The sequence below is a fragment of the Pseudophaeobacter sp. genome (genome assembly GCF_048267565.1).
GTDB lineage: Bacteria > Pseudomonadota > Alphaproteobacteria > Rhodobacterales > Rhodobacteraceae > Pseudophaeobacter > Pseudophaeobacter profundi.
The window spans coordinates 335,553-355,502 of record NZ_JBLWXG010000003.1; the positions used below are offsets into that span (position 1 = coordinate 335,553).

Annotated in this window: 20 protein-coding genes; 6 read left to right on the forward strand and 14 right to left on the reverse strand. The window is 60.6% G+C overall.

The features are described from left to right. Nucleotides 1-49: 49 nt before the first annotated feature. Nucleotides 50-610, reverse strand: a complete 561-nt coding sequence (gene rsmD, locus ACN0VH_RS10175) for a 16S rRNA (guanine(966)-N(2))-methyltransferase RsmD (RefSeq protein WP_278922800.1) — start codon at nt 608-610, stop codon at nt 50-52. Next, nucleotides 607-1,818: an NAD(P)/FAD-dependent oxidoreductase gene (locus ACN0VH_RS10180; RefSeq protein WP_278922799.1), complete on the reverse strand. Its 1,212-nt coding sequence runs from the start codon at nt 1,816-1,818 to the stop codon at nt 607-609. Before ACN0VH_RS10180 ends, rsmD begins: the two co-directional genes overlap by 4 nt. Before the next feature lie 99 nt (nt 1,819-1,917). On the opposite strand from ACN0VH_RS10180, the gene ACN0VH_RS10185 reads away from it, so the two are divergent. After that, nucleotides 1,918-2,406, forward strand: coding sequence for a peroxiredoxin (locus tag ACN0VH_RS10185; RefSeq protein WP_278922798.1), 489 nt, complete (start codon nt 1,918-1,920; stop codon nt 2,404-2,406). A gap of 64 nt (nt 2,407-2,470) precedes the next feature. Here the strand turns inward: ACN0VH_RS10185 and ACN0VH_RS10190 are convergent, their stop codons facing one another. The 6 genes from ACN0VH_RS10190 to ACN0VH_RS10215 all read right to left on the reverse strand — a co-directional run bounded on the left by ACN0VH_RS10190 (nt 2,471) and on the right by ACN0VH_RS10215 (nt 8,370). Next, entirely contained in the window at nt 2,471-2,764 is a 294-nt protein-coding gene (locus tag ACN0VH_RS10190; RefSeq protein WP_417700546.1) for a 4a-hydroxytetrahydrobiopterin dehydratase, read from the reverse strand. Further along, on the reverse strand, nt 2,761-3,948 hold the full coding sequence (locus tag ACN0VH_RS10195; protein WP_417700547.1) for a GNAT family N-acetyltransferase: 1,188 nt from the start codon (nt 3,946-3,948) through the stop codon (nt 2,761-2,763). Before ACN0VH_RS10195 ends, ACN0VH_RS10190 begins: the two co-directional genes overlap by 4 nt. Nucleotides 3,949-3,993: 45 nt before the next feature. After that, nucleotides 3,994-4,767, reverse strand: coding sequence for a glycerophosphodiester phosphodiesterase family protein (locus ACN0VH_RS10200; RefSeq protein ID WP_417700548.1), 774 nt, complete (start codon nt 4,765-4,767; stop codon nt 3,994-3,996). Continuing rightward, the gene (locus ACN0VH_RS10205) at nt 4,764-5,222 is read right to left on the reverse strand and encodes a RidA family protein (protein WP_278922794.1); all 459 of its coding nucleotides are present in this window, start codon (nt 5,220-5,222) and stop codon (nt 4,764-4,766) included. The genes ACN0VH_RS10200 and ACN0VH_RS10205 overlap by 4 nt, the downstream gene beginning before the upstream one ends. Nucleotides 5,223-5,320: 98 nt before the next feature. Next, nucleotides 5,321-6,640, reverse strand: coding sequence for an HlyD family type I secretion periplasmic adaptor subunit (locus tag ACN0VH_RS10210; RefSeq protein WP_417700549.1), 1,320 nt, complete (start codon nt 6,638-6,640; stop codon nt 5,321-5,323). Then, on the reverse strand, nt 6,637-8,370 hold the full coding sequence (locus ACN0VH_RS10215) for a type I secretion system permease/ATPase (RefSeq protein ID WP_417700550.1): 1,734 nt from the start codon (nt 8,368-8,370) through the stop codon (nt 6,637-6,639). Before ACN0VH_RS10215 ends, ACN0VH_RS10210 begins: the two co-directional genes overlap by 4 nt. Before the next feature lie 193 nt (nt 8,371-8,563). On the opposite strand from ACN0VH_RS10215, the gene ACN0VH_RS10220 reads away from it, so the two are divergent. Both ACN0VH_RS10220 and ACN0VH_RS10225 read left to right on the forward strand, forming a co-directional pair. After that, entirely contained in the window at nt 8,564-9,325 is a 762-nt protein-coding gene (locus ACN0VH_RS10220) for an MlaA family lipoprotein (protein ID WP_278922791.1), read from the forward strand. Nucleotides 9,326-9,328: 3 nt separating this feature from the next. After that, the gene (locus ACN0VH_RS10225; protein WP_278922905.1) at nt 9,329-9,919 is read left to right on the forward strand and encodes an MlaC/ttg2D family ABC transporter substrate-binding protein; all 591 of its coding nucleotides are present in this window, start codon (nt 9,329-9,331) and stop codon (nt 9,917-9,919) included. A 102-nt stretch (nt 9,920-10,021) separates the two neighbouring features. Here ACN0VH_RS10225 and ACN0VH_RS10230 read toward each other — a convergent pair whose 3' ends face one another. Next, a complete protein-coding gene (locus ACN0VH_RS10230) occupies nt 10,022-12,265 on the reverse strand; it encodes a transglycosylase domain-containing protein (protein WP_278922790.1) in 2,244 nt (747 codons plus the stop codon). Between the two features lie 298 nt (nt 12,266-12,563). On the opposite strand from ACN0VH_RS10230, the gene ACN0VH_RS10235 reads away from it, so the two are divergent. Continuing rightward, entirely contained in the window at nt 12,564-12,902 is a 339-nt protein-coding gene (locus ACN0VH_RS10235; RefSeq protein WP_278922789.1) for a P-II family nitrogen regulator, read from the forward strand. A gap of 23 nt (nt 12,903-12,925) precedes the next feature. Then, nucleotides 12,926-14,248, forward strand: coding sequence for an ammonium transporter (locus ACN0VH_RS10240; RefSeq protein WP_417700551.1), 1,323 nt, complete (start codon nt 12,926-12,928; stop codon nt 14,246-14,248). A 156-nt stretch (nt 14,249-14,404) separates the two neighbouring features. Here the strand turns inward: ACN0VH_RS10240 and ACN0VH_RS10245 are convergent, their stop codons facing one another. The 5 genes from ACN0VH_RS10245 to ACN0VH_RS10265 form a co-directional block, all read right to left on the reverse strand. After that, the gene (locus ACN0VH_RS10245; RefSeq protein WP_278922787.1) at nt 14,405-15,589 is read right to left on the reverse strand and encodes an amino acid aminotransferase; all 1,185 of its coding nucleotides are present in this window, start codon (nt 15,587-15,589) and stop codon (nt 14,405-14,407) included. Further along, entirely contained in the window at nt 15,589-16,443 is an 855-nt protein-coding gene (sseA, locus tag ACN0VH_RS10250) for a 3-mercaptopyruvate sulfurtransferase (RefSeq protein WP_417700552.1), read from the reverse strand. Before sseA ends, ACN0VH_RS10245 begins: the two co-directional genes overlap by 1 nt. 114 nt (nt 16,444-16,557) lie before the next feature. Next, nucleotides 16,558-17,103: a hypothetical protein gene (locus ACN0VH_RS10255; protein ID WP_417700553.1), complete on the reverse strand. Its 546-nt coding sequence runs from the start codon at nt 17,101-17,103 to the stop codon at nt 16,558-16,560. Between the two features lie 268 nt (nt 17,104-17,371). Next, nucleotides 17,372-17,848 (reverse strand): SsrA-binding protein SmpB, encoded by a 477-nt coding sequence (smpB, locus tag ACN0VH_RS10260; RefSeq protein WP_278922784.1) that lies wholly within the window; start codon nt 17,846-17,848, stop codon nt 17,372-17,374. Nucleotides 17,849-17,922: 74 nt separating this feature from the next. Continuing rightward, a complete protein-coding gene (locus tag ACN0VH_RS10265) occupies nt 17,923-18,495 on the reverse strand; it encodes a helix-turn-helix domain-containing protein (protein WP_417700554.1) in 573 nt (190 codons plus the stop codon). Between the two features lie 143 nt (nt 18,496-18,638). On the opposite strand from ACN0VH_RS10265, the gene ACN0VH_RS10270 reads away from it, so the two are divergent. Next, entirely contained in the window at nt 18,639-19,874 is a 1,236-nt protein-coding gene (locus ACN0VH_RS10270) for a benzoate/H(+) symporter BenE family transporter (RefSeq protein ID WP_417700555.1), read from the forward strand. Nucleotides 19,875-19,950 lie beyond the last annotated feature (76 nt).

The following is a 19,950-nucleotide window of genomic DNA, read 5'->3' on the forward strand; positions in this document are numbered from 1 at the left end:
TGATACGGTCCTGTCACAGCGCCTGCCCGTCCTGGCCCGGCCTGCTGCTTTACACTACCATTCTGCGCAGCATCAGGGTGATATGGCTATCACCATATTTGCGGGCATCCCGTAAATCATAGCCCGCAGGCGGCGACATCGGCGCGTTTTCTTCCCAGATGATCAGCGCATCCTCGGCGATCCAGCCACCGGCTTCGGCCACCTGCAGCGCCTTTTCCCCCAGGCCCTTGCCATAGGGCGGATCAAGGAACACCACATCAAAGGGCGCATCCGGGTTTGCACCCAATTTCAGCGCATTGCGACTGATCAAGCTACATTGATCTGCAGCGCGGCACAGCGTGATATTCTTGCGGATCAATCCCTGCGACACCCGACCATCATCGACAAATGTCACGCTCTCGGCCCCGCGCGACAGGGCCTCTAGCCCCAGCGCGCCAGTGCCGGCAAAAAGATCCAGCACCCGCATGCCCGCGAAATCGACCTGATGCGCCAGCACGTTAAACAGGCTTTCGCGCACCCGGTCGGTGGTGGGGCGCAGATGCGCGCCCGCATCGCCCTTGCCCAGCGCGGTCAGTGCGCGCCCGCGAAAATCACCTGCGATGATCCTCATGCTTTCAGCAGCGGCTTCAAGTCTGCCGCGGGATCTGCCACCACCGCTTTGTCAGCGGTTTTGCCCATGTCAATCAACCGCTTGCCAACCATATAGGCGCGTGGATCATTCATCGCATCCACCGCAACCAACTGATCGCCCCGGTAATACCAGAATGAGGTTGTGCGCCCCTCACCAGCCCGCGTCACCACTGAATCATAACCGGTGTTCAACCCGGCAATCTGCAGTTTGACATCATATTGATCAGACCAGAACCAGGGCGTCGCAACATAGGTCTTGGCAGCGCCCATCATATTTTGCGCCACCACTTCGGCCTGATCAATGGCATTGGGCACGCTTTCCAATCGGATGCGCCCCCCCTTGTAGGGGAAAGAAGCACAATCGCCCGCCGACCAGATCGCCGGATCAGAGGTCCGCCCCTGCGCATCGGTCTTGATGCCGTTATCCAGCGCCAGCCCGGCCATCTCGGCCAGTTGGGTGCTCGGCGTGATGCCTGCGCCAACAACGACAAAATCAACATCCAGCACGGAACCGTTGCTCAGCTCTGCCCGGCTGACCTTGCCCGCAGCCCCGTGCAACTGTTGCAGCCCGACCCCTTCCAGAATATCGACACCATGGTTTTCGTGCAGGTCGCGAAAATAGTCGGATGTTTCCGGCGCGGCAACACGTTGCAGAATGCGCTCGGCCATCTCTACCAGAGTGACCTTGACGCCGCGCTTGGCGCAGACCGCAGCCGCCTCTAGCCCGATATAGCCGCCACCGACGATCAGCGCCCGCTTACCCTCGACCACATGCGGCGCCATTGCATCCACATCCGCCAGGCTACGCACCACAAAGACGCCGCCAAGGTCGCCGCCAATGGCGGCAGGCAGATGCCGTGGGTCGGACCCGGTGGTAAGGGCCAGCTGATCATAGGCAATCACTTCATCCCCGATGGAAACGGTTTTGGCCGCAGGATCGATTGCCGTCACCCGACAGCCCAGACGCAGTGTGATGTTGTTGTCGCTATAAAAACTCTCAGGGCGCAGAAACAGCCGTTCCAGCGCAAGCTCCCCCAGCAGATAGGCCTTGGACAGGGGAGGCCGCTGATAAGGCAGGGCAGTTTCGGCACCAATCAGGGTGATATCCCCGTCAAACCCATCATTGCGCAGCTTTGCCACCAGGGACGATCCGGCCTGCCCTGCACCGATTACAACGATATGGCTCATTTCACCCTTTGCCTTTCGCAGATATTCTGGTCTCTTGTCGCGGTGACCCTACAGGGGCCAAGAACCAAAACGCAATCACCACAACAGAGGAAAGCCGCAATGATTTCTGCCGGAGAGAAACTGCCCGACGCCACGCTGACCCAGATGGGCGCCGAAGGCCCGGAACAAGTGAAGATCACCGACAAGGTCAAGGGACGGAAAGTTGCAATCTTTGCGGTGCCCGGAGCCTTTACCCCCACCTGCCATTCAGCCCATGTGCCCAGCTTTATTCGCACCAAGGATCAGTTCATGGCCAAGGGCGTGGATGAAATCATCTGCATCTCGGCCAATGATCCCTTTGTGATGCAGGCCTGGGGCGAAGCCACTGGCGCCACCGCTGCAGGGATTACCATGCTGGCCGATGCCGAGAGCAGCTTCACCGATGCCATCGGCATGCGGTTTGATGCCCCCCCTGCCGGGTTGATCGGCCGCTCGCTGCGCTATGCCATGCTGGTTGAAGACGGCGTGGTCAGCGTGCTGAACATGGAAGAAAACCCTGGCCAGTGCGAACTTTCGGCTGGTGAAGGCCTGCTGGACGCAATGGGCTAACCCGGCCTTCTGGCTGCGCGAGGGATGCCACCCCTGCGCAGCCCATGGCATGGGGGACGCCCCTTCAGGCCAGGCTTTCCATCTTGCGCGCCAGTTTGGCATCCTGCGCTGAAATCCCCCCCACATCATGGGTGGTCAGCACCACCACCACCCGGTTGTAGATGTTGCTCCACTCTGGGTGATGGTTCCATTTTTCGGCCCAAAGGGCCGCACGGGTCATCCAGCCAAAGGCCTCGACAAAACTGTCAAATTCAAAGGACTTGGTGATGGCATCGCGGCCCTCGACCATCTCCCATCCGTTTTGAAACAACGGATCCAGCAAAGGCCCTCGGGTGGCGTCTGATAGTTTTTCGTTCATTCCTGTTCCTCCACATTGGCGCGCCGAAACGGGCCATAGCTGGTCAGCACTTCGATTTCTTCAGCGATGGCATCGCGTTCTGCATCGAGATAGCGACTGACGGCTTCGGCGAAACCGGGATCCCCCAGCCAGTGCAGGCTATGGGTTTCAACCGGAAGATAGCCGCGCGCCAGCTTGTGGTCTCCCTGCGCGCCGGCCTCGACCCGCTGCAACCGTTGCGCAATGGCAAACTCAATCGCTTGATAGTAACACATTTCAAAATGCAGGCAGGGGTGATGTTCCAAACAGCCCCAGTATCGGCCAAAAAGCGCATCACGCCCGATAAAATTCAGCGCCCCGGCAACAAACGCGCCCTCCCGCTCGGCCAGGACCAGATGCATGTCCTCCACCATGGTGTCCTGCAGGATCGAAAAGAAATCCCGCGTCAGATAGGGCGTGCCCCATTTCCGGCTGCCGGTGTCTTGATAAAACGCCCAGAAGGCATCCCAGTGTTCGGGCCGGATCTGATCGCCGGTATAGCTGCGGATGGTGCCACCAAAGCCCTGCGCCTGGGCCCGTTCCTTGCGGATCATCTTGCGCTTGCGCGATGACAGCGCCGCCAGAAACCCGTCAAAATCGGGGTAGCCGTCATTGACCCAGTGAAATTGCTGACTGGTGCGCCGCAGCAGCCCCATTTGCTTACCCGACTCGGCCTCTGCTTCGGTGCAAAAGGTCAGATGCAGCGAGGACAACTGATTGTCGCGCGCCAGCTGCACCGCCCCCTGCACCAGCGCCGACTGGCCGATCCGCTCAAAGCCGGGACGCACCAGCAGCCGCCGCCCGGTGGCGGGGGTAAAGGGCACCGCGATCTGCAGCTTGGGGTAGTAGCGCCCGCCAGCCTGCTCATAGGCATGGGCCCAGTTGTGATCAAAGATATATTCGCCCTGGCTGTGGGATTTGGCGTAAAGCGGTGCGCAGGCGATCAGCTGGCCACCACTATAGGCGGTCAGATATTGCGGCTGCCAGCCCGTGCCTGCCCCGACAGAGCCGCTTTGCTCTAGTGCGGCAAGAAACCGATAGGTGGTAAAGGGATCAACAGCACGTTGCCCGCCGACGCTTTCGGGGCAAGCACAGGCATCCCAGGCTTCTGGCGCGATCTGCGACAACGAGGCAAGCACGCGAATTTCAACCGGTTCTTGGTTCATTTGCTCTCCCTGCCCTGCTCTTATTTGGTCAATGTCTTGGGCGGATCAACCCGGCAGCGGCGAAAGATATTGCTCGAAGGTAATATTATCGACCCATTTGCGCGCCTCGGCTTCTGCCTCGGGCGTTTTCAGCGTCCAGGCTAGAACCGGAACCCCGGCGACCCGCAGCGCCTGCACCCGTTCGCGCGACAGATCGCCGACCTCATGGCTGATGAAACAGGCCTGGCTGCTGTCAAAGTCGGGGATCTCGCGCAGGCGATCGCAGACATCCACAGGCAGACCCTCCCAGTCTTTGGGATCATAGGCGCTGGTCACCAGACCACGGGGGATGTCGGGCGCATATTTGGCCAGTGCCGCAACGGCATGCGGATTAAAGGACATCACCGCCACCGGTCCGGTATAACCGGCCAGGGCGCGGGCGGTGGCCGCTTCCAACGCACCGGTGTTGGCACCAAGCTGGCCATCCTGATCCTTGATCTCGATCAGCAAGGGCACCTGCCCCGCAACCAGGTCCAGCACCTCTTGCAGGGTGGGAATGGTTTCCCCATTGCCGCCGCTTAGCGGGATCGCCTCCAGCTCGGCCCGGCTGCGGTCGCGCACCCGGCCCTGGGCTGGTGTCACCCGATCCAGCAGGTCATCGTGAAACACCATCGGGCAGCCATCACTGGCTGCCTGCAGATCAATTTCAATGGCATAGCCCGCCGCCATCGCAGCCCGAATAGCTGCACGGCTGTTTTCCGGGCGGCCATGCCGCAGATCGTGCAGCGCCCGATGCGCGACAGGCAACGTCAGGAACGCGGCAGGCAGCTCTGGCTTCATTTGATCTGGAACACCGCATCAATTTCAACGGCGACACCCATCGGCAACGATGGCGCACTCACCGCGGCGCGCGCATGACGCCCGGCATCGCCTAGCGCTGCCACAAGAAAATCAGAGGCCCCGTTCACAACCTGCGGCTGCTGGGTGAAATCGGCGGTGGAATTGACAAACGCCCCCAGTTTCACCACCTGCACCAGACGGTCGAGATCACCACCACAGGCGGCTTTCAACTGCGCCAGAAGGGAAATGGCACAGCGCTTGGCCGCCAGCTGCCCCGCCGCCACATCCATGTCAGCGCCCAGGGTGCCGGTAATCAGTCCGTTTTCGTCAGAGGAAATCTGCCCCGAGACATAGACCATGTCGCCAGCAACGACATAGGGCACGTAATTGGCCGCCGGAGCCGGCGCCTCTGGCAGGGTAACACCCAGATCTTTCAGTTTCGCTTCGATGTTCATTGCCACGCTCCTTCAACGGCCATGTTTCGCGGCGACGCTAGCGCCGATGGGCGCTGCCGAAAAGGGAAAAAACGCAACAAGCCGCCTTGCGTCTTGCGTCAGTCCTCGCGGAAGGCTTTGACAAAATAATCAGCCAGCGGCTTCACCAGATAGGCCATCGGTGATCGGTCCTGGGTGCGGATGTAGCTTTCTACCGGCATGCCAGGGATCAGGACCGCACCGGCTGGCAGGCGCTGGACCTCACCGGGGTTCAGCTCAATCTCGGCCCGGTAATAGGACACCCCTGTGCCTTCGTCCTCAAAGGCGTCCGCCGAAACCTGCGTCACCGTGCCAAACAGATCCGGCGTATTGCGCTGGTCCAGGGCCGAAAACCGCAGGGTCACATCCTGGCCGACATAGATCTGGTCGATATCGGTGGGCGCCACCTGCGCGGCAATCACCAGTGGCCGGTCCTGCGGCACCAGAAAGAGCACCGGATCCGCCGCCCGAATAACAGAGCGCGGCGTGTGCACCTGCATATCATAGACAACCCCCGAAACAGGCGCGGTGATATCCAGCCGGTCCAGTCGTTCCAGCAGGGTCGCGCGGTTCTCGGCCAGTTCCAGCTCCTGATAGCGCAGGTCACGCAGCTGGGTAATGGCCTCTTCGCGCCGGGCAGAGCCCAGTTTCAGGATCTCGATCTCAGTTTCGGTGATGCGCCCCAAGGCCTGGGCCTCGGTGGCGATGAGTTCCCCCAGACGACCGCTCAGGTCCGCTTGGGTACGGCGCAGGTTGAGCACCGTTCCCGCCTGGGCCAATCCACGTTCCAGCAGGGTCACCTGGTTTTTCAACTCTTCAGCGATCAGTTCCAGCTGCAACTCCATCGAGTCCTGCTGCGCTTTGACCCCGGTAATCTGATCCCGCGTCTGCGCACTGCGCTTGCCAAGCTGTTCGATCTCGCGCGCGATGGATTCGCCGCGCGCCACAAACAGGCGGCGCTGGCCCTCGACCAGATCCGCCACCGCCGGGCGCGCCTGCGCCAGCGTCAGCAGCTCTGCGGCAAAACTGATCCCGGCGGCGCCGTCCCGCTCAGCCTCAAGGCGCCCGCGCCGCGCCATCATCTCAAACAATTGGCCTTCGGTGATGGCCAGTTGCGAGCGCAGTTCTTTGGCGTCCAGCCGCAAGAGCATCTCACCGCGCGCGACGCTGTCGCCTTCCTCCACCAGGATTTCAGCAACGATACCGCCATCCAGATGCTGCACCACCTGGCGATTTTGATCGACTTCAATCCGCCCCGAGGCAACAACCGCCCCAGCAATCGAGGACATCACCGCCCAGGTGCCAAAGCCGCCTAGCAGGATCACAAGCCCCCAGACTCCCAGCCAAAGCGGGCGGCGGGCTGACCATTCGGCATCGGTTTGTGCGGCGTCATGGTTCATCGTACCCCCCCCGCACCAGAAGACTGGCGGATGGTCTGATGGTTCGCCACCATATCCTGCAGAACCTTGTCTTTCGGACCAAAGGCGGCCTGGCTGCCCTTGTCGATCACAAGCAGCATGTCACATTCCTGGATCGCCGCCGGACGATGCGCCATGATAAGCACCGACTGCCCCGCCGCCTTCAGAGATTTGATCGCCTGATTCAGCGCGATGGAGCCTTCGTTGTCGAGATTGGAATTCGGTTCATCCAGGATCACAATGACCGGCGCATCATAGAGCGCCCGCGCCAATGCCACCCGCTGCATCTGCCCGCCAGACAATCGCCCACCGCCGGCCGAGATCCGGGTATCATAACCTTCGGGCAGGTTGACGATCATATCATGGGCAGCGGCCTTCTTGGCCGCGGTGATCACCTTTTCAGCATCTGGCGTATCGGCAAGGCGGGCAATGTTCTGGGCAATGGTGCCTTCAAACAGCTGCACCCGCTGCGGCAAATAGCCAAAATGACGCCCCAGCACATCTGGATCATATTGATCCAGCGCCGCGCCATCCAGCCGGATGGTTCCCGCTGCCGGACGCCAGGCCCCGGTTAGCGCCTTGGCCAATGTTGATTTACCACAACCAGACGGACCGATGACACCAATCGCCTGCCCCGGTTGCACCCGAAAGCTGATATTGCGCAACTGGGCGCGACTGTCACCGGGGGGGACCACAGCCAGCGCCTGCACCTCTAGATCTGCGCGGGGCCGGGGCAGTTCGGTGCGCGCCGCTTCTACCGGGACTTTGGTCAGCAGCTCGGCCAGCGCATGCCAGCCCTTGATCGCCCGCTGAACCATGGCCCATTGACCAAGACCCAACTCGATCGGGGCCAGCGCCCGCCCCATCAGGACAGAGCCGGCAATCATCGCCCCGGGCGAGACCTCACCCTGCAGCGCCAGATAGGCACCAAGCCCCAGCATCGCCGATTGCAGGAAAAGCCGCAGCGTTTTGGTCAGGGTGGTAAACCCGCCGCCGGTATCATTGGCTGCCAAGGTATCCTTCAGCGCCTCTTTGCGGATCTTTTGCCAGCGCTGAAACGCCGCCCCGCGCATCCCCATGGATTGGATCATCTCTGCTTCGCTGCGGATTTCCTCGGAGGACAGATTGGCCCGGTGCGACGACAGCGCTGCCTGTTGCAGCGGCGCACGACTGAACAGCTGGTTGAGCAAGGCAACCGCGACCAGAACCGCTCCGCCGCCCAGGGCCAACATCCCAAGCCAGGGGTGAAACAGGGCAATCCCTGCCAAAAAGAACGGCGTCCAGGGCAGATCAAAGGCCGCCCCCAGCACCGGCGAGGACATGAAACGCTGGACTGCCTCTAGATCGGTGGTACCTGTCTGGGCAACCGGATCCTGCGCCACCGCCGAGCGGCGCACCATGGCATCAAAGACCCGCCGATCCAGTTGCGCCTGAAACCGCGCACCGATTCGCGCCAGCACCCGGCCACGAACATAATCCAGCAGGCCCATCATTCCGTAAAGAAACAGAACCAACAGCGACAGCGCCACCAAGGTTGCCTCAGAGCCGCTCCCCAGGACCCGGTCATAGACCTGCATCATATAGAGCGGACCGGTAAGCATCAGCAGATTCACAAAAAAGCTGAAAACCCCAACGGCCCAATACAGGCTGCGACTGCGACGACGGCAGGAGATGAGCTCTTCATAGCCCGGCTGGAACGTTTTATTTTCCATCTTGCCTGTGCACTACCTGTTCAATTGCCCTGCGACGCATTAGACCTCTGGGCAACGACGTTTATCCGGAAACCTGTTCCGTATCTGCCACAAACGTACAAACAAATTGCTGTCGAATTGGGAAGCTGGGGGTTTTTCTCTAAATAGACGGCTCGTGCCTTTTTAACTACGCCCCAAGTGGATCTCTACTCGAATGCGAATTTTAATCAAAACGCGTTATGTCTTTGCGCTTGTTGCCCTGGTCTTGTCAACGGCAGGTTGCGCCACCCAAAGCCCTGAAGCAAAAGCCGCAGGAGAGGTCTTTGACCCCTACGAGCGCACCAATAGGTCGGTCCACAGCCTGAACCTTGCGGTTGACCGCTTTGCCTTCCGCCCCGCCTCTAAGGGCTATGTCGCCATCGTACCGCCACCGATGGTCAACAGCTTTTCCTATTTCGCCGAAAACCTGTCGATGCCGGGGCAGGCAGTCAATGCCCTGCTGCAAGGCAACCCAAAGATGGCCGGTCAGGCCCTGGCGCGTTTTGCCATGAACTCCACGATTGGCTTTCTTGGCCTTGCCAACCCCGCCTCTGATTTTGGCATGCCTGAGGTCGATACCGATTTTGGCGAGACACTCGCGGTTTGGGGCATGGGGGAAGGCGCCTATGTCGAACTGCCGTTTTACGGCCCCTCGACCGCGCGGGATGCAACCGGCATTCTGGTCGATTTCTTCACAAACCCCGTAGGCTATGCTCGGAACAATCCCGCCGATAACATCTCGGTCTATGCAGAGATAGTGCGCCGCATGGGCGACCGTGGCACATATTCAGATACTGTGGATTCGATTCTTTACGAAAGCGCTGACAGCTATGCCCAAGCGCGCCTGCTGTACCTGCAAAACCGCCGGTTCCAGCTGGGCGAAACCGCAGAGATCAGTGAGATCGATCCCTTTGAACTAGATACCGAAGGATTTTAAATGATGCATCGCCGTAGTTTTCTGACCGGCCTGACCGCCAGTGCCGCCCTTGTCCCAGCCACCCCGCTCTGGGCGCTGAATGAAGCCGGTGCCAGCAATTTGATCAACAGCCTGGTCACCGACATCAATACAGTCATCGCATCCGGCAAATCCGAAAATGCCATGTTCCGCGATTTTGAGCGCATTTTCAAAAAGTTCAGCGACACCTCCTATATTGCGGCCTATGCGCTTGGGGTGGATGCCCGTCGTGCCTCTTCCGGGCAAAAGCGCGCCTTCTCCAAGGCGTTTCAGGGCTATATCTCGCGCAAATACGGCAAGCGCTTCCGCGAATTCATCGGCGGCAGCCTGGAAGTAAAAGGCGTAAAGCGGGTCAAGAAATGGTACGAAGTCAGCACCATTGCACGGCTGCAGGGCCAGGCCCCGTTTGAGGTGACCTTCCTGGTATCTGATCGCTCCGGCAAGGAGCTCTTCTTTAACATGTATATCGAAGGAGTGAACCTGCTGCTGACGGAACGTACCGAGATTGGTGCCATTCTGGACAGCAACAAGGGCGATATCGATGCAATGATTGCAGAATTGAAGCGCCAGAGCTAATCGCCCGTGGCCCCGATGGACCCTGTGGCCGCATCAGACTGGCACTACATAAAAAAGGCTCCCCTCGGGGAGCCTTTTGTTTTTCCGGGTCTGCTGCCAAGGCTAGTTGCGGCCAAAGATATCCCGCAGCAGACCATCCACGGCTCGGCCCAGCTCTCGTCCTGGCTGAATCTGGTTTCGCCGCCGCGTCGTTTCAACCGGTGGCGCAATCGGCGCGGGTGCCAGCATCGGCAATGGCGTCGGGGTCAGCCCCTCATGCACCCGCACCATGGTTTCTTGCCAGATCTCCGCCGGCAGGCCACCACCGGTCACGCCGCGCAAGGGGGTATTGTCATCATAGCCCATCCAGACGCCAGCCACATAGTCGGCGGTAAAGCCGATGAACCAGGCATCCCGTGCCGCCTGGGTGGTGCCAGACTTCCCAGCCACCTGCCAACCGGGGATCTGGGCACGGCGACCGGTGCCTTCGGCGATGACCTTTTCCATCATCCAGACAAGTTGTTGCGCAGCCTCGGTGCGGATCACCCGCTCGCCCATGCCGCCACTACGGCCCATCAAGGGAACGTCATCTGTCACCAGGCGCAGCTCTGCGACGCCATAGGGTGTCACCGAAGATCCACCATTGAGAATGCCCGCATAGGCCCCGGTCATTTCCAGCAGGGTGCTTTCCGAGGCCCCAAGCGCCAGCGCCGGGCCTTCGGCCATGTCATTGTCGATCCCAAAATCCGTCGCGACACGGCGCACGCGGTCACGACCGACTGCCTCTGACAGCTTGACCGCCGGAATGTTCAGCGAATCCCGCAACGCCCGCGCCAGGGTCACTTCGCCATAGTATTTTCGGGTATAGTTCTTCGGGCACCATTCGCCCGAGCCGGGCACCGTCATGCAGTATTCTGCATCCAGCAACACATCGAGTGGCGAATAGCCCAGCTCCAACGCGGTGGCATAAACAAAAGGCTTGAAGGCAGATCCGGTCTGCCGCTTCGCCTGGGTCGCCCGGTTGAACACGCCAGACACACGGGTTCTGCGCCCGCCAACCATGGCCCGCACCGCGCCATCTGCGCTCATCACCACAATGGCGGCCTGCGCCTTGGAACCTTCGCGCACCTTGTTTTCAAAGACGTGCTTCATCGCCTGTTCTGCGGCGGTTTGCAGCCGCTGGTCGATGGTGGTGCGGATCACCACATCTTCGGTTGTCTGGGCCCCAAAGTAATTGGGCACGCTATCCATGATCCAATCGGCAAAATAGCCGCCCGCGCGGGCCTCGGCGGCCTCGCTCAGCTCTGCCGGGGCCTGTTGTCCAGACCGGGCCTCGGCGGTGGTCAGGTAGCCCTGTTCCTCCATCAGACGCAGGACCGTTGCGGCGCGATCCTGCGAACGCTGCAGATTATTGGTCGGTGCCAGAGAGGACGGCGCGGTTAGCAACCCAGCCAGCATGGCACCTTCGGCGGCACTCAGCTGGTTGGCAGATTTTCCAAAATAGCGCTGCGCCGCCGCCTCGGCCCCATAGGCACCACCGCCCATATAGGCACGGTTCATATAGATAGAGAGGATCTCATCCTTGCTGTACTTAACTTCCATCGCCAGGGCGTAGACTGCCTCGGTTGCCTTGCGCCACAGCGACCCCTGGCGGCAATCATTCTCATAGGCGGCCTCACTCTCCCAGTCGTCCGGATCATAGACCCGCCCCAGACAGAGCAGTTTAGCCGTCTGCTGGGTAATGGTAGACCCACCATGCCCCGAGAGCGGCCCGCGCCCTTCGCTGAGGTTGATGCGCACCGCCGAGGCCACACCACGCGGCGAGATCCCAAAGTGGCGGTAAAACCGCTTGTCCTCGGTGGCAACAATAGCGTTCTTTAGATTGGGCGAAACCGTCTGCGCCGTTACCACGCCACCAAATTGATCGCCGCGCCAGGCAAAGACCTCGCCGGTATTGTCCAGCAAAGTGACAGAGCCACGCGCGCGCCCATCCAACAGATCCGCCACAGGCGGCAGCTGCGAGGTCTGGTAGCCCACCGCCAGGGCAACCAGCGTGACGACAACCATCCCAACCCGCCAGGTAAAGCCCCAGACCAGGCGCAGGATCCAGCGAAACGGCGCCAGCAAAGTCCCAATCAGGCCACGGGGTTTCCGACTGCGAACAGCCCTGCGCGGCGCACCTTTTCTGGTGGCTGAACCCGGTTTGGAGCCGGGCTTTGGCCGCGCACGCGGCTTTGGTTTACCAAAAAGCCGCGCCCAAAGCCCGCCGCCAGACTGGCCCGCTGGCCGCCTGGCAGCCCCCTTGGAGCCGTTCTTTGCATAGCGTTTCTCTGCCACCAGTGGCCTACGCCCTGTTCCTTGCGCCATCTCGATAATCCTGCCCGGTTTGCCCGTTTTAACCACTCTACCCGCTTCGCGGCGCATTGTAGAGAGGGGGTTTGCGGGGAATTTGCCTTCGCGAACTGCTCAAATTGCGGGCGAACAGGCAATAATCCGCTCTTTTTTTAGCCGCGATACCAGATGGAGCGATACCACAGCGCCCCTTCGGTTCCCCCAACGCGGCCCCTTGGCTTTTCTGCATTGGCAATGATGCGGGTGCCCGCCTTTTGGCCCTGGATGACACAATCAACCCAGGTGACAGGCGCCCTCCAGAAAGGATGTCGAAATGAAAATGATCATAGCTGCCATCAAACCCTTCAAGCTGGAGGACGTCCGAGAAGCCCTGACAGGCATCGGCGTCTCGGGGTTGATGGTCTCTGAAGTCAAAGGCTTTGGTGCCCAGGCGGGCCATACCGAAATCTATCGCGGTGCCGAGTACGAAGTGAACTTTGTACCCAAGCTGAAGCTGGAAATCGTGGTGCCTGCCAGTATGGCCGATCAGGTGGTCGAAACCATCGCCAGCACTGCCCGAACCGGCAAGATCGGTGACGGCAAGATCTTTGTTCTCGATGTTGCGCAGGCCATGCGGGTGCGTACCGGCGAAACCAATCAAGACGCGCTTTAAGCGCCGCATTTGGAGGACTACTGATGCGTAAATTCTCTCTTTCCTTGTCGGCCCTTGCGCTGACGACACTGCCGGGCCTGGCCCTGGCGGATGAGGCCGCAGCCGCAGCCCCTGCGGATATCACGCCCTATATCTTTACCACGCTGCTGTTCCTGATTGGTGGCTTTATGGTGTTCTGGATGGCAGCTGGTTTTGCCATGCTCGAAGCCGGTCTGGTACGCTCCAAGAACGTCACCATGCAGCTGACCAAGAACATCGCGCTGTTTTCAATCGCGGCCATCATGTACTGGCTGGTTGGTTTTAACCTGATGTACCCCGGCGATGCCTGGTCCATTCCCGGCCTTCTGGGGGCCTTTGCTCCGACCTCGCTGGAACCCGTCGGCCTGGCCGCAGCGGATGCTTCGCTGGACTATGCTTCGGTTGGCTCTGACTTTTTCTTCCAGTTGATGTTCTGCGCGACCACTGCCTCGATCGTTTCGGGCACCCTGGCGGAACGCATCAAGCTCTGGCCCTTCCTGATTTTTGTCGCCGTCCTGACCGGCGTGATCTACCCTATCGAGGCCTCCTGGCAGTGGGGCGGCGGCTTCCTGTCGGAAATGGGCTTCTCTGACTTCGCTGGCTCTACCCTGGTACACGCGGCAGGTGGCTTTGCAGCCCTGGCCGGCGCCCTGATCCTTGGCCCCCGTATTGGTAAATACAAAGGCGGCAAGGTTGTGCCGATGCCGGGTTCCAACCTGGCCCTGGCGACCCTGGGTACCTTTATTCTGTGGCTCGGTTGGTTCGGCTTTAACGGTGGTTCGCAACTGGCGATGGGCACCGTGGGCGATATCACTGATATTTCGCGCATCTTTGCCAACACCAATATGGCGGCTGCGTCCGGTGCGGTCACTGCGCTGATCCTGACCCAGGTCATGTTCAAAAAGCCCGACCTTACCATGACGCTGAACGGCGCGCTGGCCGGTCTGGTTTCCATCACAGCCGGCCCGCTCGACCCAACCCTGTTTGGCGCTCTGTGGATTGGTGCCGTGGGTGGTCTGATCGTGGTATTTGTTGTGCCACTGCTGGACAAGCTGCAGATCGATGACGTGGTTGGCGCCATTCCGGTGCACCTGGTTGCCGGTCTCTGGGGCACCTTCGCGGTTCCCTTTTATACTGCGGACACTTCGTTCATCACCCAGATCACCGGCTTTGTTGCCATCGGTGCCTTCACCTTCATCGTCTCCGGCATTGTCTGGTTGGTCCTGAAGTCCACCATGGGCATCCGCGTCAGCGAAGAAGATGAGATCAACGGTCTCGACATGGCAGAGCTGGGCATGGAAGCCTACCCCGAGTTCAAGGCAGGCTAAGCCGTCAGGAAATCCTGAAAGATTACAGAAACGCGTCCCTCAGGGGGCGCGTTTTTTTCCACCTCTTCGGCCATTCAAATTCAGCATCTCGTTAAGCAGCAAAAAGCGCGCCGCAAAGGGCGCGCTTTCAGTCTATGGGTTGTCAGGTCTTTGGGGTCAGACGCCGGCGTCTATGATCGCCTTGGCCAGCCTCGGAATGGTTGCGGAATTCAGCCCCGCAATATTCATCCGGCTGTCGCCCACCATGTAGATGCCATTGTCGACCCGCATTTTCTCGACCAGATCAGGGGTGGTCCCCAAGAGCGAGAACATGCCGCGATGCTGCGCCAGGAAGCCAAAGCGGTCAGACCCGGAAAGGCGCTGCAGTTCTGCGGCCAGATCGGTCCGCAGCCCCAACATGCCGAGGCGGATCTCTTCCAGCTCGGCGGCCCAATCGGCGCGCAGGGCCTCATCGTTCAGGATCATCGTCACCAGACGCGCGCCATGATCCGGCGGGAACGAATAGTTCTGCCGGTTCAAAAACGCCAGAGTGCCCTGGTTCAGCGCCTGCGCGCCCTTATCCTGCGACAGCGCCATCAGCAGCCCGGTACGTTCCCGGTAGATGCCAAAGTTCTTGGAACAGCTGGCCGCGATCAGCACCTCGGGGCAGCCGGCAGCCACCATGCGCACACCGCGCGCGTCTTCTTCCAGACCATCGCCAAATCCCTGATAGGCAATATCGATCATCGGGATCAGGCCGCGTTCATTCATCAGCGCGATCACCGCTTGCCACTGCGTCGCATTCAGATTGGCACCGGTGGGGTTGTGACAGCACCCATGCAGCAGGATCACATCGCCCTTGGCCGCCTGTTTCAGATCTTCGATCATGCCATCAAAGTTCACGCCACGGGTTTCGCGATCGAAATAGCGATAGCTGACAGCTTCGATGCCCACATATTGCAGGATCGACACATGGTTGGGCCAGGTCGGATCCGAGACATGCACCTTGGCTGATGGGTTGGCCATCTTGATCATCTCGAAGGCCTGGCGCACCGCGCCGGTCCCACCGGGGGTCGCCGCTGCCGCGACAGTGTCACGCGCCACAGCATCGCCGAGGATCAGTTTGATCATCGCATCGCTATAGGCAGGGTCGCCAGCCAGAGCGACATAGGATTTGCTGGTCTGCTCCTCCCAGAGCTTGTGCTCTGCCGCCTTGATCGCCCGCATCACCGGGGTCTGGCCCTCGGCATTTTTGTAGACGCCAACACCAAGGTCGATCTTGTTGTCGCGCGGATCTTCGCGAAACATCTGCATCAGGGCGAGAATTTTATCCGCAGGCTGCGGCTTTAGGGTCTCAAACATCAGGTCTCTCCGGTTGCAACGGGAAGGGTGGGAAACGCGCCCCACTCCGACCATGAGCCATCATAAAGCGCATGATCGGTCTTGCCGATCCGCTCTAGGGCGAGGCTCAGGACGGCGGCGGTCACGCCCGACCCGCAGGTGGTAATGGCAGGTTTGTTCAGATCAACGCCCGCCGCCGTGAAAACGGCGCGCAGCTCTTCCGGCGCTTTCATCGTGGCATCAGAGGCGAGCAAATCAGTGAAAGGTGTGTTTTTGGAGCCCGGAATATGCCCGGCGCGCAGCCCTTCGCGGGGTTCGGGCACATCGCCACGAAAGCGCGCCGCGGCGCGGGCGTCGATGATTTCGTGATCGCCCAGCTTGGCGGCAGAGGACACCTGCGTCACATCCCGCACCAAATGGTTTTGCACCCGCACCGTCATGTGCCGGTCGCGGATAACCGGTGGCAGATCTTCGGTCTCGCGGCCCTCGGCCACCCATTTTGGCAGACCACCATCCAGAACCGCAACGTTGGCCTGCCCCATCAGGCGGAACAGCCACCAAACCCGCGCCGCAGATTTAAGCCCGGCGCCATCATAGACCACCACCTGATGCCCGTCACCCACGCCCATGGCGCGCAAACGGGACATGAACTTTTCGACTGGCGGCACCATATGTGGCAGATCTGACCGGTGATCCGAGATATCGTCGATATCAAAAAAGCGCGCATTGGGAATATGAGCCGCGTCATATTCTGCCTTTGCGTCGCGCACTTCCTGCGGCAGATACCATGAGCCATCCAGCACCCGCAGGTCCGGGTCCTGCAGATGGGCTGCCAGCCACTCGGTTGATACAAGGGTTTTTGGATCGTCGCGCATAAAAGCCTCCCCGCACATGCCTTTGTCCCTGCGTACTACCCGCCGATGGGAGTCGCAAGAGAGGCCGGGCGGGAACGCAACAATCTATCGCGACAAATCTTCGATCCCCCGCCCCTAACGCACCAGCCGCAGGCTGGGACGGCTGGGCCTGTCTTTTGCAGCCATGTTCCCGGCCGAGAAGCGGGCGGCAAAGGACAGGCCCGCGCGGATGACATTCGGGTCCATGGTGCCACCAGTCAAATTGGCCAGCGCTGCGCGGGCTCGGGGTGTTTCGTCCCGGCGCATGTGATGCAGCATCTGCAACAAGGCCTGCTCATCCCGGCTTATATGGCTGCGGTCTTCAAGATCCAGCGGATCAAGGCATTCAAAGCGGTGATGGCGCGCCTGCCTGGTCTGCTGCACCAGCGCCAGCAGCGCCTGCGCCACAGGCAGGCCCAGGGTCTCTCCCCAGCGCTGCGCGGCAATCTGATAGGCGAACTGCCAGGTCTGGCGCTCGGGGTGCGCCAGGCTGATCATGAAATGGCGCAGAACGGGCAGCAGCCCCTGTTCAAAATCATCCAGATCGCAAAAGACCAGCGGCAGCCTGTCGTTCGGTCCTGCAGGCTGGTCCGGCTGTTTTGGTGATTGCGGTGCGGCGGCAATGCTCTGGGGGCGTGTCATGACAGGATCCTCTGGACGGGTGGCACATTTTGGCAAAACGAGACAGGCCGGGCGGGATCACGCAGGATCAATCTGACTGGGCCGCGTCTTATCTGACAAAAACACTCGGAATACACAAGCCCTTTTCACGCAGCGCGATATTCCAGGCCACAGCACGGCCCAATCCCCCCGCGTCCGGGCGGCCAGAGACAGCATTCAATCTTCAAAGTTTCGGAAACGGGATATCTGTTCAGCGCCCCAGAGGTCGCGGCAACGCGCTGGTCGGGAATTAGCCGTGATCCTTCAGCAGGCGGCTTTTCTGGCGTGACCAATCACGCTTTGCCTCAGAGGCGCGCTTGTCATGCGCCTTCTTGCCCTTGGCGATGCCGATCTTGAGCTTGGCGCGGCCCTTATGATTGAAATACATCACGATGGGCACCAGGGTCATGCCCTTGCGCTGGGTCGCGTTCCACATATCGGACAACTGCTTGCGCGAAACCAGCAGCTTGCGGCGGCGACGTTCAACATGTTTGAACATCTTGGCCTGAGAATAGGGCGGCACGTAGGAATTCACCAGCCACAGCTCGCCATCTTCGACCGTTGCATAGCTTTCGGCGATATTGGTGCCGCCTTCACGCAACGCCTTCACTTCCGAGCCTTCAAGCACGATGCCACATTCCACGTCATCCTCGATGGCGTAGTCAAACCGCGCGCGGCGGTTTTCGGCAATCACTTTATAGTTCGGGTCTGATTTCGTCTGGGCCATGATGGGCAGATGTAAGCGCAGGCGCGGGCAGGTGCAAGATGACTCTCGCCGCCATCGCCCGCGTTCTGGCGCCGTTACGCTGTTGTCGGGGGGGCAAACCCGCCCACATGGTGGGGATAGTGGTGCATATTCAGGAAAACCGCGCCTGATGCGCCACCGCGATAGCCATGCGGCTGATCCGCCTGAAAGCGCAGCCCCTCTCCCTGTTGCAGGGCAACCCATTGACCATCCCGCAGGACCTCCATCTCACCCTGCAGGACAAAAACCTCTTCTGTGACGCCCGCCTCATGTGGCTGCGAGGCATGGCTTTGCCCGGCCGTCAGGCTGATCTGAAAGGTTTCTGCGCCGAGGCTGGGATCAAAGGGAAAGACGATCTTCACCGCGATGCTGCCGGGAAACTGCACCGTTTGAAACCCGGCACTGCGTACCTTCTGCGGCTCTGGCATCGGGGCAATCAGAGCAGAAAGCGGCAGGTGAAAGCCCTTGGCGATTTTCCACAGGGTGGCGATGGTCGGACTGGATTCGCCGCGCTCGATCTGGCCGAGCATTGCCTTGCTGACCCCGGTTGTCTCTGCCGCTTTGGACAGGCTTATCCCTGCCTGCCTGCGGATCTGGCGCAGGTTAATCGCAATAGCATCCTCGGTCATGTTGCGTGCTCCATCGCGCCGCAGAGACCGCGGCTGAAAATTTCTCTTGTGCGTTATAGCGCACAAGGCCTATCTTGGGCAAAATACATCGTGCGCTATAACGCACACCACTCTACCGCGCGCATCCCGGAAGGAAACCCCCAATGCTCTCACAGCTCAAGCTATCGCATCTGGCGGCCGGCGCGATTGCGGTTCTGGTGGGGTACACCAGTTCCGTTGCCATCATCTTTCAAGCGATTGAAAGCCTCGGCGCCAGTCAGGCGCAGGCAAACAGCTGGCTGATGGCGCTGGGGCTAGGCATGGGACTGACCAGCCTGATCCTGTCGCTGTGGTTTCGCATGCCCGTACTGACCGCATGGTCCACCCCCGGTGCGGCACTGCTGGCGATCGGGCTCAAGGATGTCTCCATCAGCCAGGCGGTTGGTGCCTTTCTGTTCTGCGGGCTGTTGCTGACCCTTACAGGCATCAGTGGCTGGTTCGAACGCCTGGCGCGGCTAATCCCGGACAGCATCGCCAATGCGCTTTTGGCGGGAATTCTGTTCAATTTTGGGCTCTCGGCCTTTCTGGCGCTCAATACCGATACCGCCCTGGTGGCCAGCATGGGGCTCGCCTTTCTGGCCGGTCGGCTGTGGTTTGCCCGCTACACCATGCTTGGGGTCTTGCTGGTTGGTGCGCTTTGGGCTGCCGCTGCCGGTAGTTTTGGCGATCTCGCCCAGCTGGACACCAGCCTGCACATGCCCGAAGCGGTGCCACCCAGTTTCTCTCTGCCGGTGATGCTTGGGGTTGGGCTGCCGCTTTATATCGTGACGATGTGCTCGCAGAACATGCCTGGCGTCGTCACCCTGCGCGCCGCCGGCTATACTCCACCGGTGTCAGCAGGCCTGACCGTGACCGGAATCGCCACATTAGTCCTGGCACCTTTTGGCGGCTTTGCCTTCAACTTTGCCGCCATCACCGCCGCCATATGTGCCGGCCCCGAGGCGGACGACGATCCACGGACCCGCTATCTGGCCAGTGCCAGTGCAGGTGTGTTCTACTGTCTGGTGGGCCTGGGCGGCGCAACAGTGATCAGCCTGTTCCTGATTGCGCCCAAGGCCCTGATCGCCGGGGTTGCCGGGCTCGCCCTGCTATCGACCATCGGCAACAGTCTGTCGCAGGCCCTGCAGGGTGCAGATGGACGCGAGGCCGCGCTGATCACCTTTATGACCGCAGTCTCTGGCATCAGCTTTTGGGGCATTGGCGCCGCCTTTTGGGCGCTGCTGTTTGGGCTACTAGTAAACAGCCTTTTGCATCGCCGCCCGGTGCAGGCACCACTAACTGCACAGCCAACCGCTCAGACCGCCACACAGCCCCACCTCCCGGCCCCGCCAACTGGCTAAGACAGAACCCGCCCTAGCCAAACGCCGCCGCCTGCGCAAACGGCCGACCAAAACACCCCCGACGCCCCCGCGCCGG

What these genes read in the sequence shown, in the direction of transcription:
- rsmD (WP_278922800.1), bottom strand. Translation starts at nt 610, where the DNA reads ATGAGGATCATCGCAGGTGATTTTCGCGGGCGCGCACTGACCGCGCTG.
- ACN0VH_RS10180 (WP_278922799.1), bottom strand. Translation starts at nt 1,818, where the DNA reads ATGAGCCATATCGTTGTAATCGGTGCAGGGCAGGCCGGATCGTCCCTG.
- ACN0VH_RS10185 (WP_278922798.1), top strand. Translation starts at nt 1,918, where the DNA reads ATGATTTCTGCCGGAGAGAAACTGCCCGACGCCACGCTGACCCAGATG.
- ACN0VH_RS10190 (WP_417700546.1), bottom strand. Translation starts at nt 2,764, where the DNA reads ATGAACGAAAAACTATCAGACGCCACCCGAGGGCCTTTGCTGGATCCG.
- ACN0VH_RS10195 (WP_417700547.1), bottom strand. Translation starts at nt 3,948, where the DNA reads ATGAACCAAGAACCGGTTGAAATTCGCGTGCTTGCCTCGTTGTCGCAG.
- ACN0VH_RS10200 (WP_417700548.1), bottom strand. Translation starts at nt 4,767, where the DNA reads ATGAAGCCAGAGCTGCCTGCCGCGTTCCTGACGTTGCCTGTCGCGCAT.
- ACN0VH_RS10205 (WP_278922794.1), bottom strand. Translation starts at nt 5,222, where the DNA reads ATGAACATCGAAGCGAAACTGAAAGATCTGGGTGTTACCCTGCCAGAG.
- ACN0VH_RS10210 (WP_417700549.1), bottom strand. Translation starts at nt 6,640, where the DNA reads ATGAACCATGACGCCGCACAAACCGATGCCGAATGGTCAGCCCGCCGC.
- ACN0VH_RS10215 (WP_417700550.1), bottom strand. Translation starts at nt 8,370, where the DNA reads ATGGAAAATAAAACGTTCCAGCCGGGCTATGAAGAGCTCATCTCCTGC.
- ACN0VH_RS10220 (WP_278922791.1), top strand. Translation starts at nt 8,564, where the DNA reads ATGCGAATTTTAATCAAAACGCGTTATGTCTTTGCGCTTGTTGCCCTG.
- ACN0VH_RS10225 (WP_278922905.1), top strand. Translation starts at nt 9,329, where the DNA reads ATGCATCGCCGTAGTTTTCTGACCGGCCTGACCGCCAGTGCCGCCCTT.
- ACN0VH_RS10230 (WP_278922790.1), bottom strand. Translation starts at nt 12,265, where the DNA reads ATGGCGCAAGGAACAGGGCGTAGGCCACTGGTGGCAGAGAAACGCTAT.
- ACN0VH_RS10235 (WP_278922789.1), top strand. Translation starts at nt 12,564, where the DNA reads ATGAAAATGATCATAGCTGCCATCAAACCCTTCAAGCTGGAGGACGTC.
- ACN0VH_RS10240 (WP_417700551.1), top strand. Translation starts at nt 12,926, where the DNA reads ATGCGTAAATTCTCTCTTTCCTTGTCGGCCCTTGCGCTGACGACACTG.
- ACN0VH_RS10245 (WP_278922787.1), bottom strand. Translation starts at nt 15,589, where the DNA reads ATGTTTGAGACCCTAAAGCCGCAGCCTGCGGATAAAATTCTCGCCCTG.
- sseA (WP_417700552.1), bottom strand. Translation starts at nt 16,443, where the DNA reads ATGCGCGACGATCCAAAAACCCTTGTATCAACCGAGTGGCTGGCAGCC.
- ACN0VH_RS10255 (WP_417700553.1), bottom strand. Translation starts at nt 17,103, where the DNA reads ATGACACGCCCCCAGAGCATTGCCGCCGCACCGCAATCACCAAAACAG.
- smpB (WP_278922784.1), bottom strand. Translation starts at nt 17,848, where the DNA reads ATGGCCCAGACGAAATCAGACCCGAACTATAAAGTGATTGCCGAAAAC.
- ACN0VH_RS10265 (WP_417700554.1), bottom strand. Translation starts at nt 18,495, where the DNA reads ATGACCGAGGATGCTATTGCGATTAACCTGCGCCAGATCCGCAGGCAG.
- ACN0VH_RS10270 (WP_417700555.1), top strand. Translation starts at nt 18,639, where the DNA reads ATGCTCTCACAGCTCAAGCTATCGCATCTGGCGGCCGGCGCGATTGCG.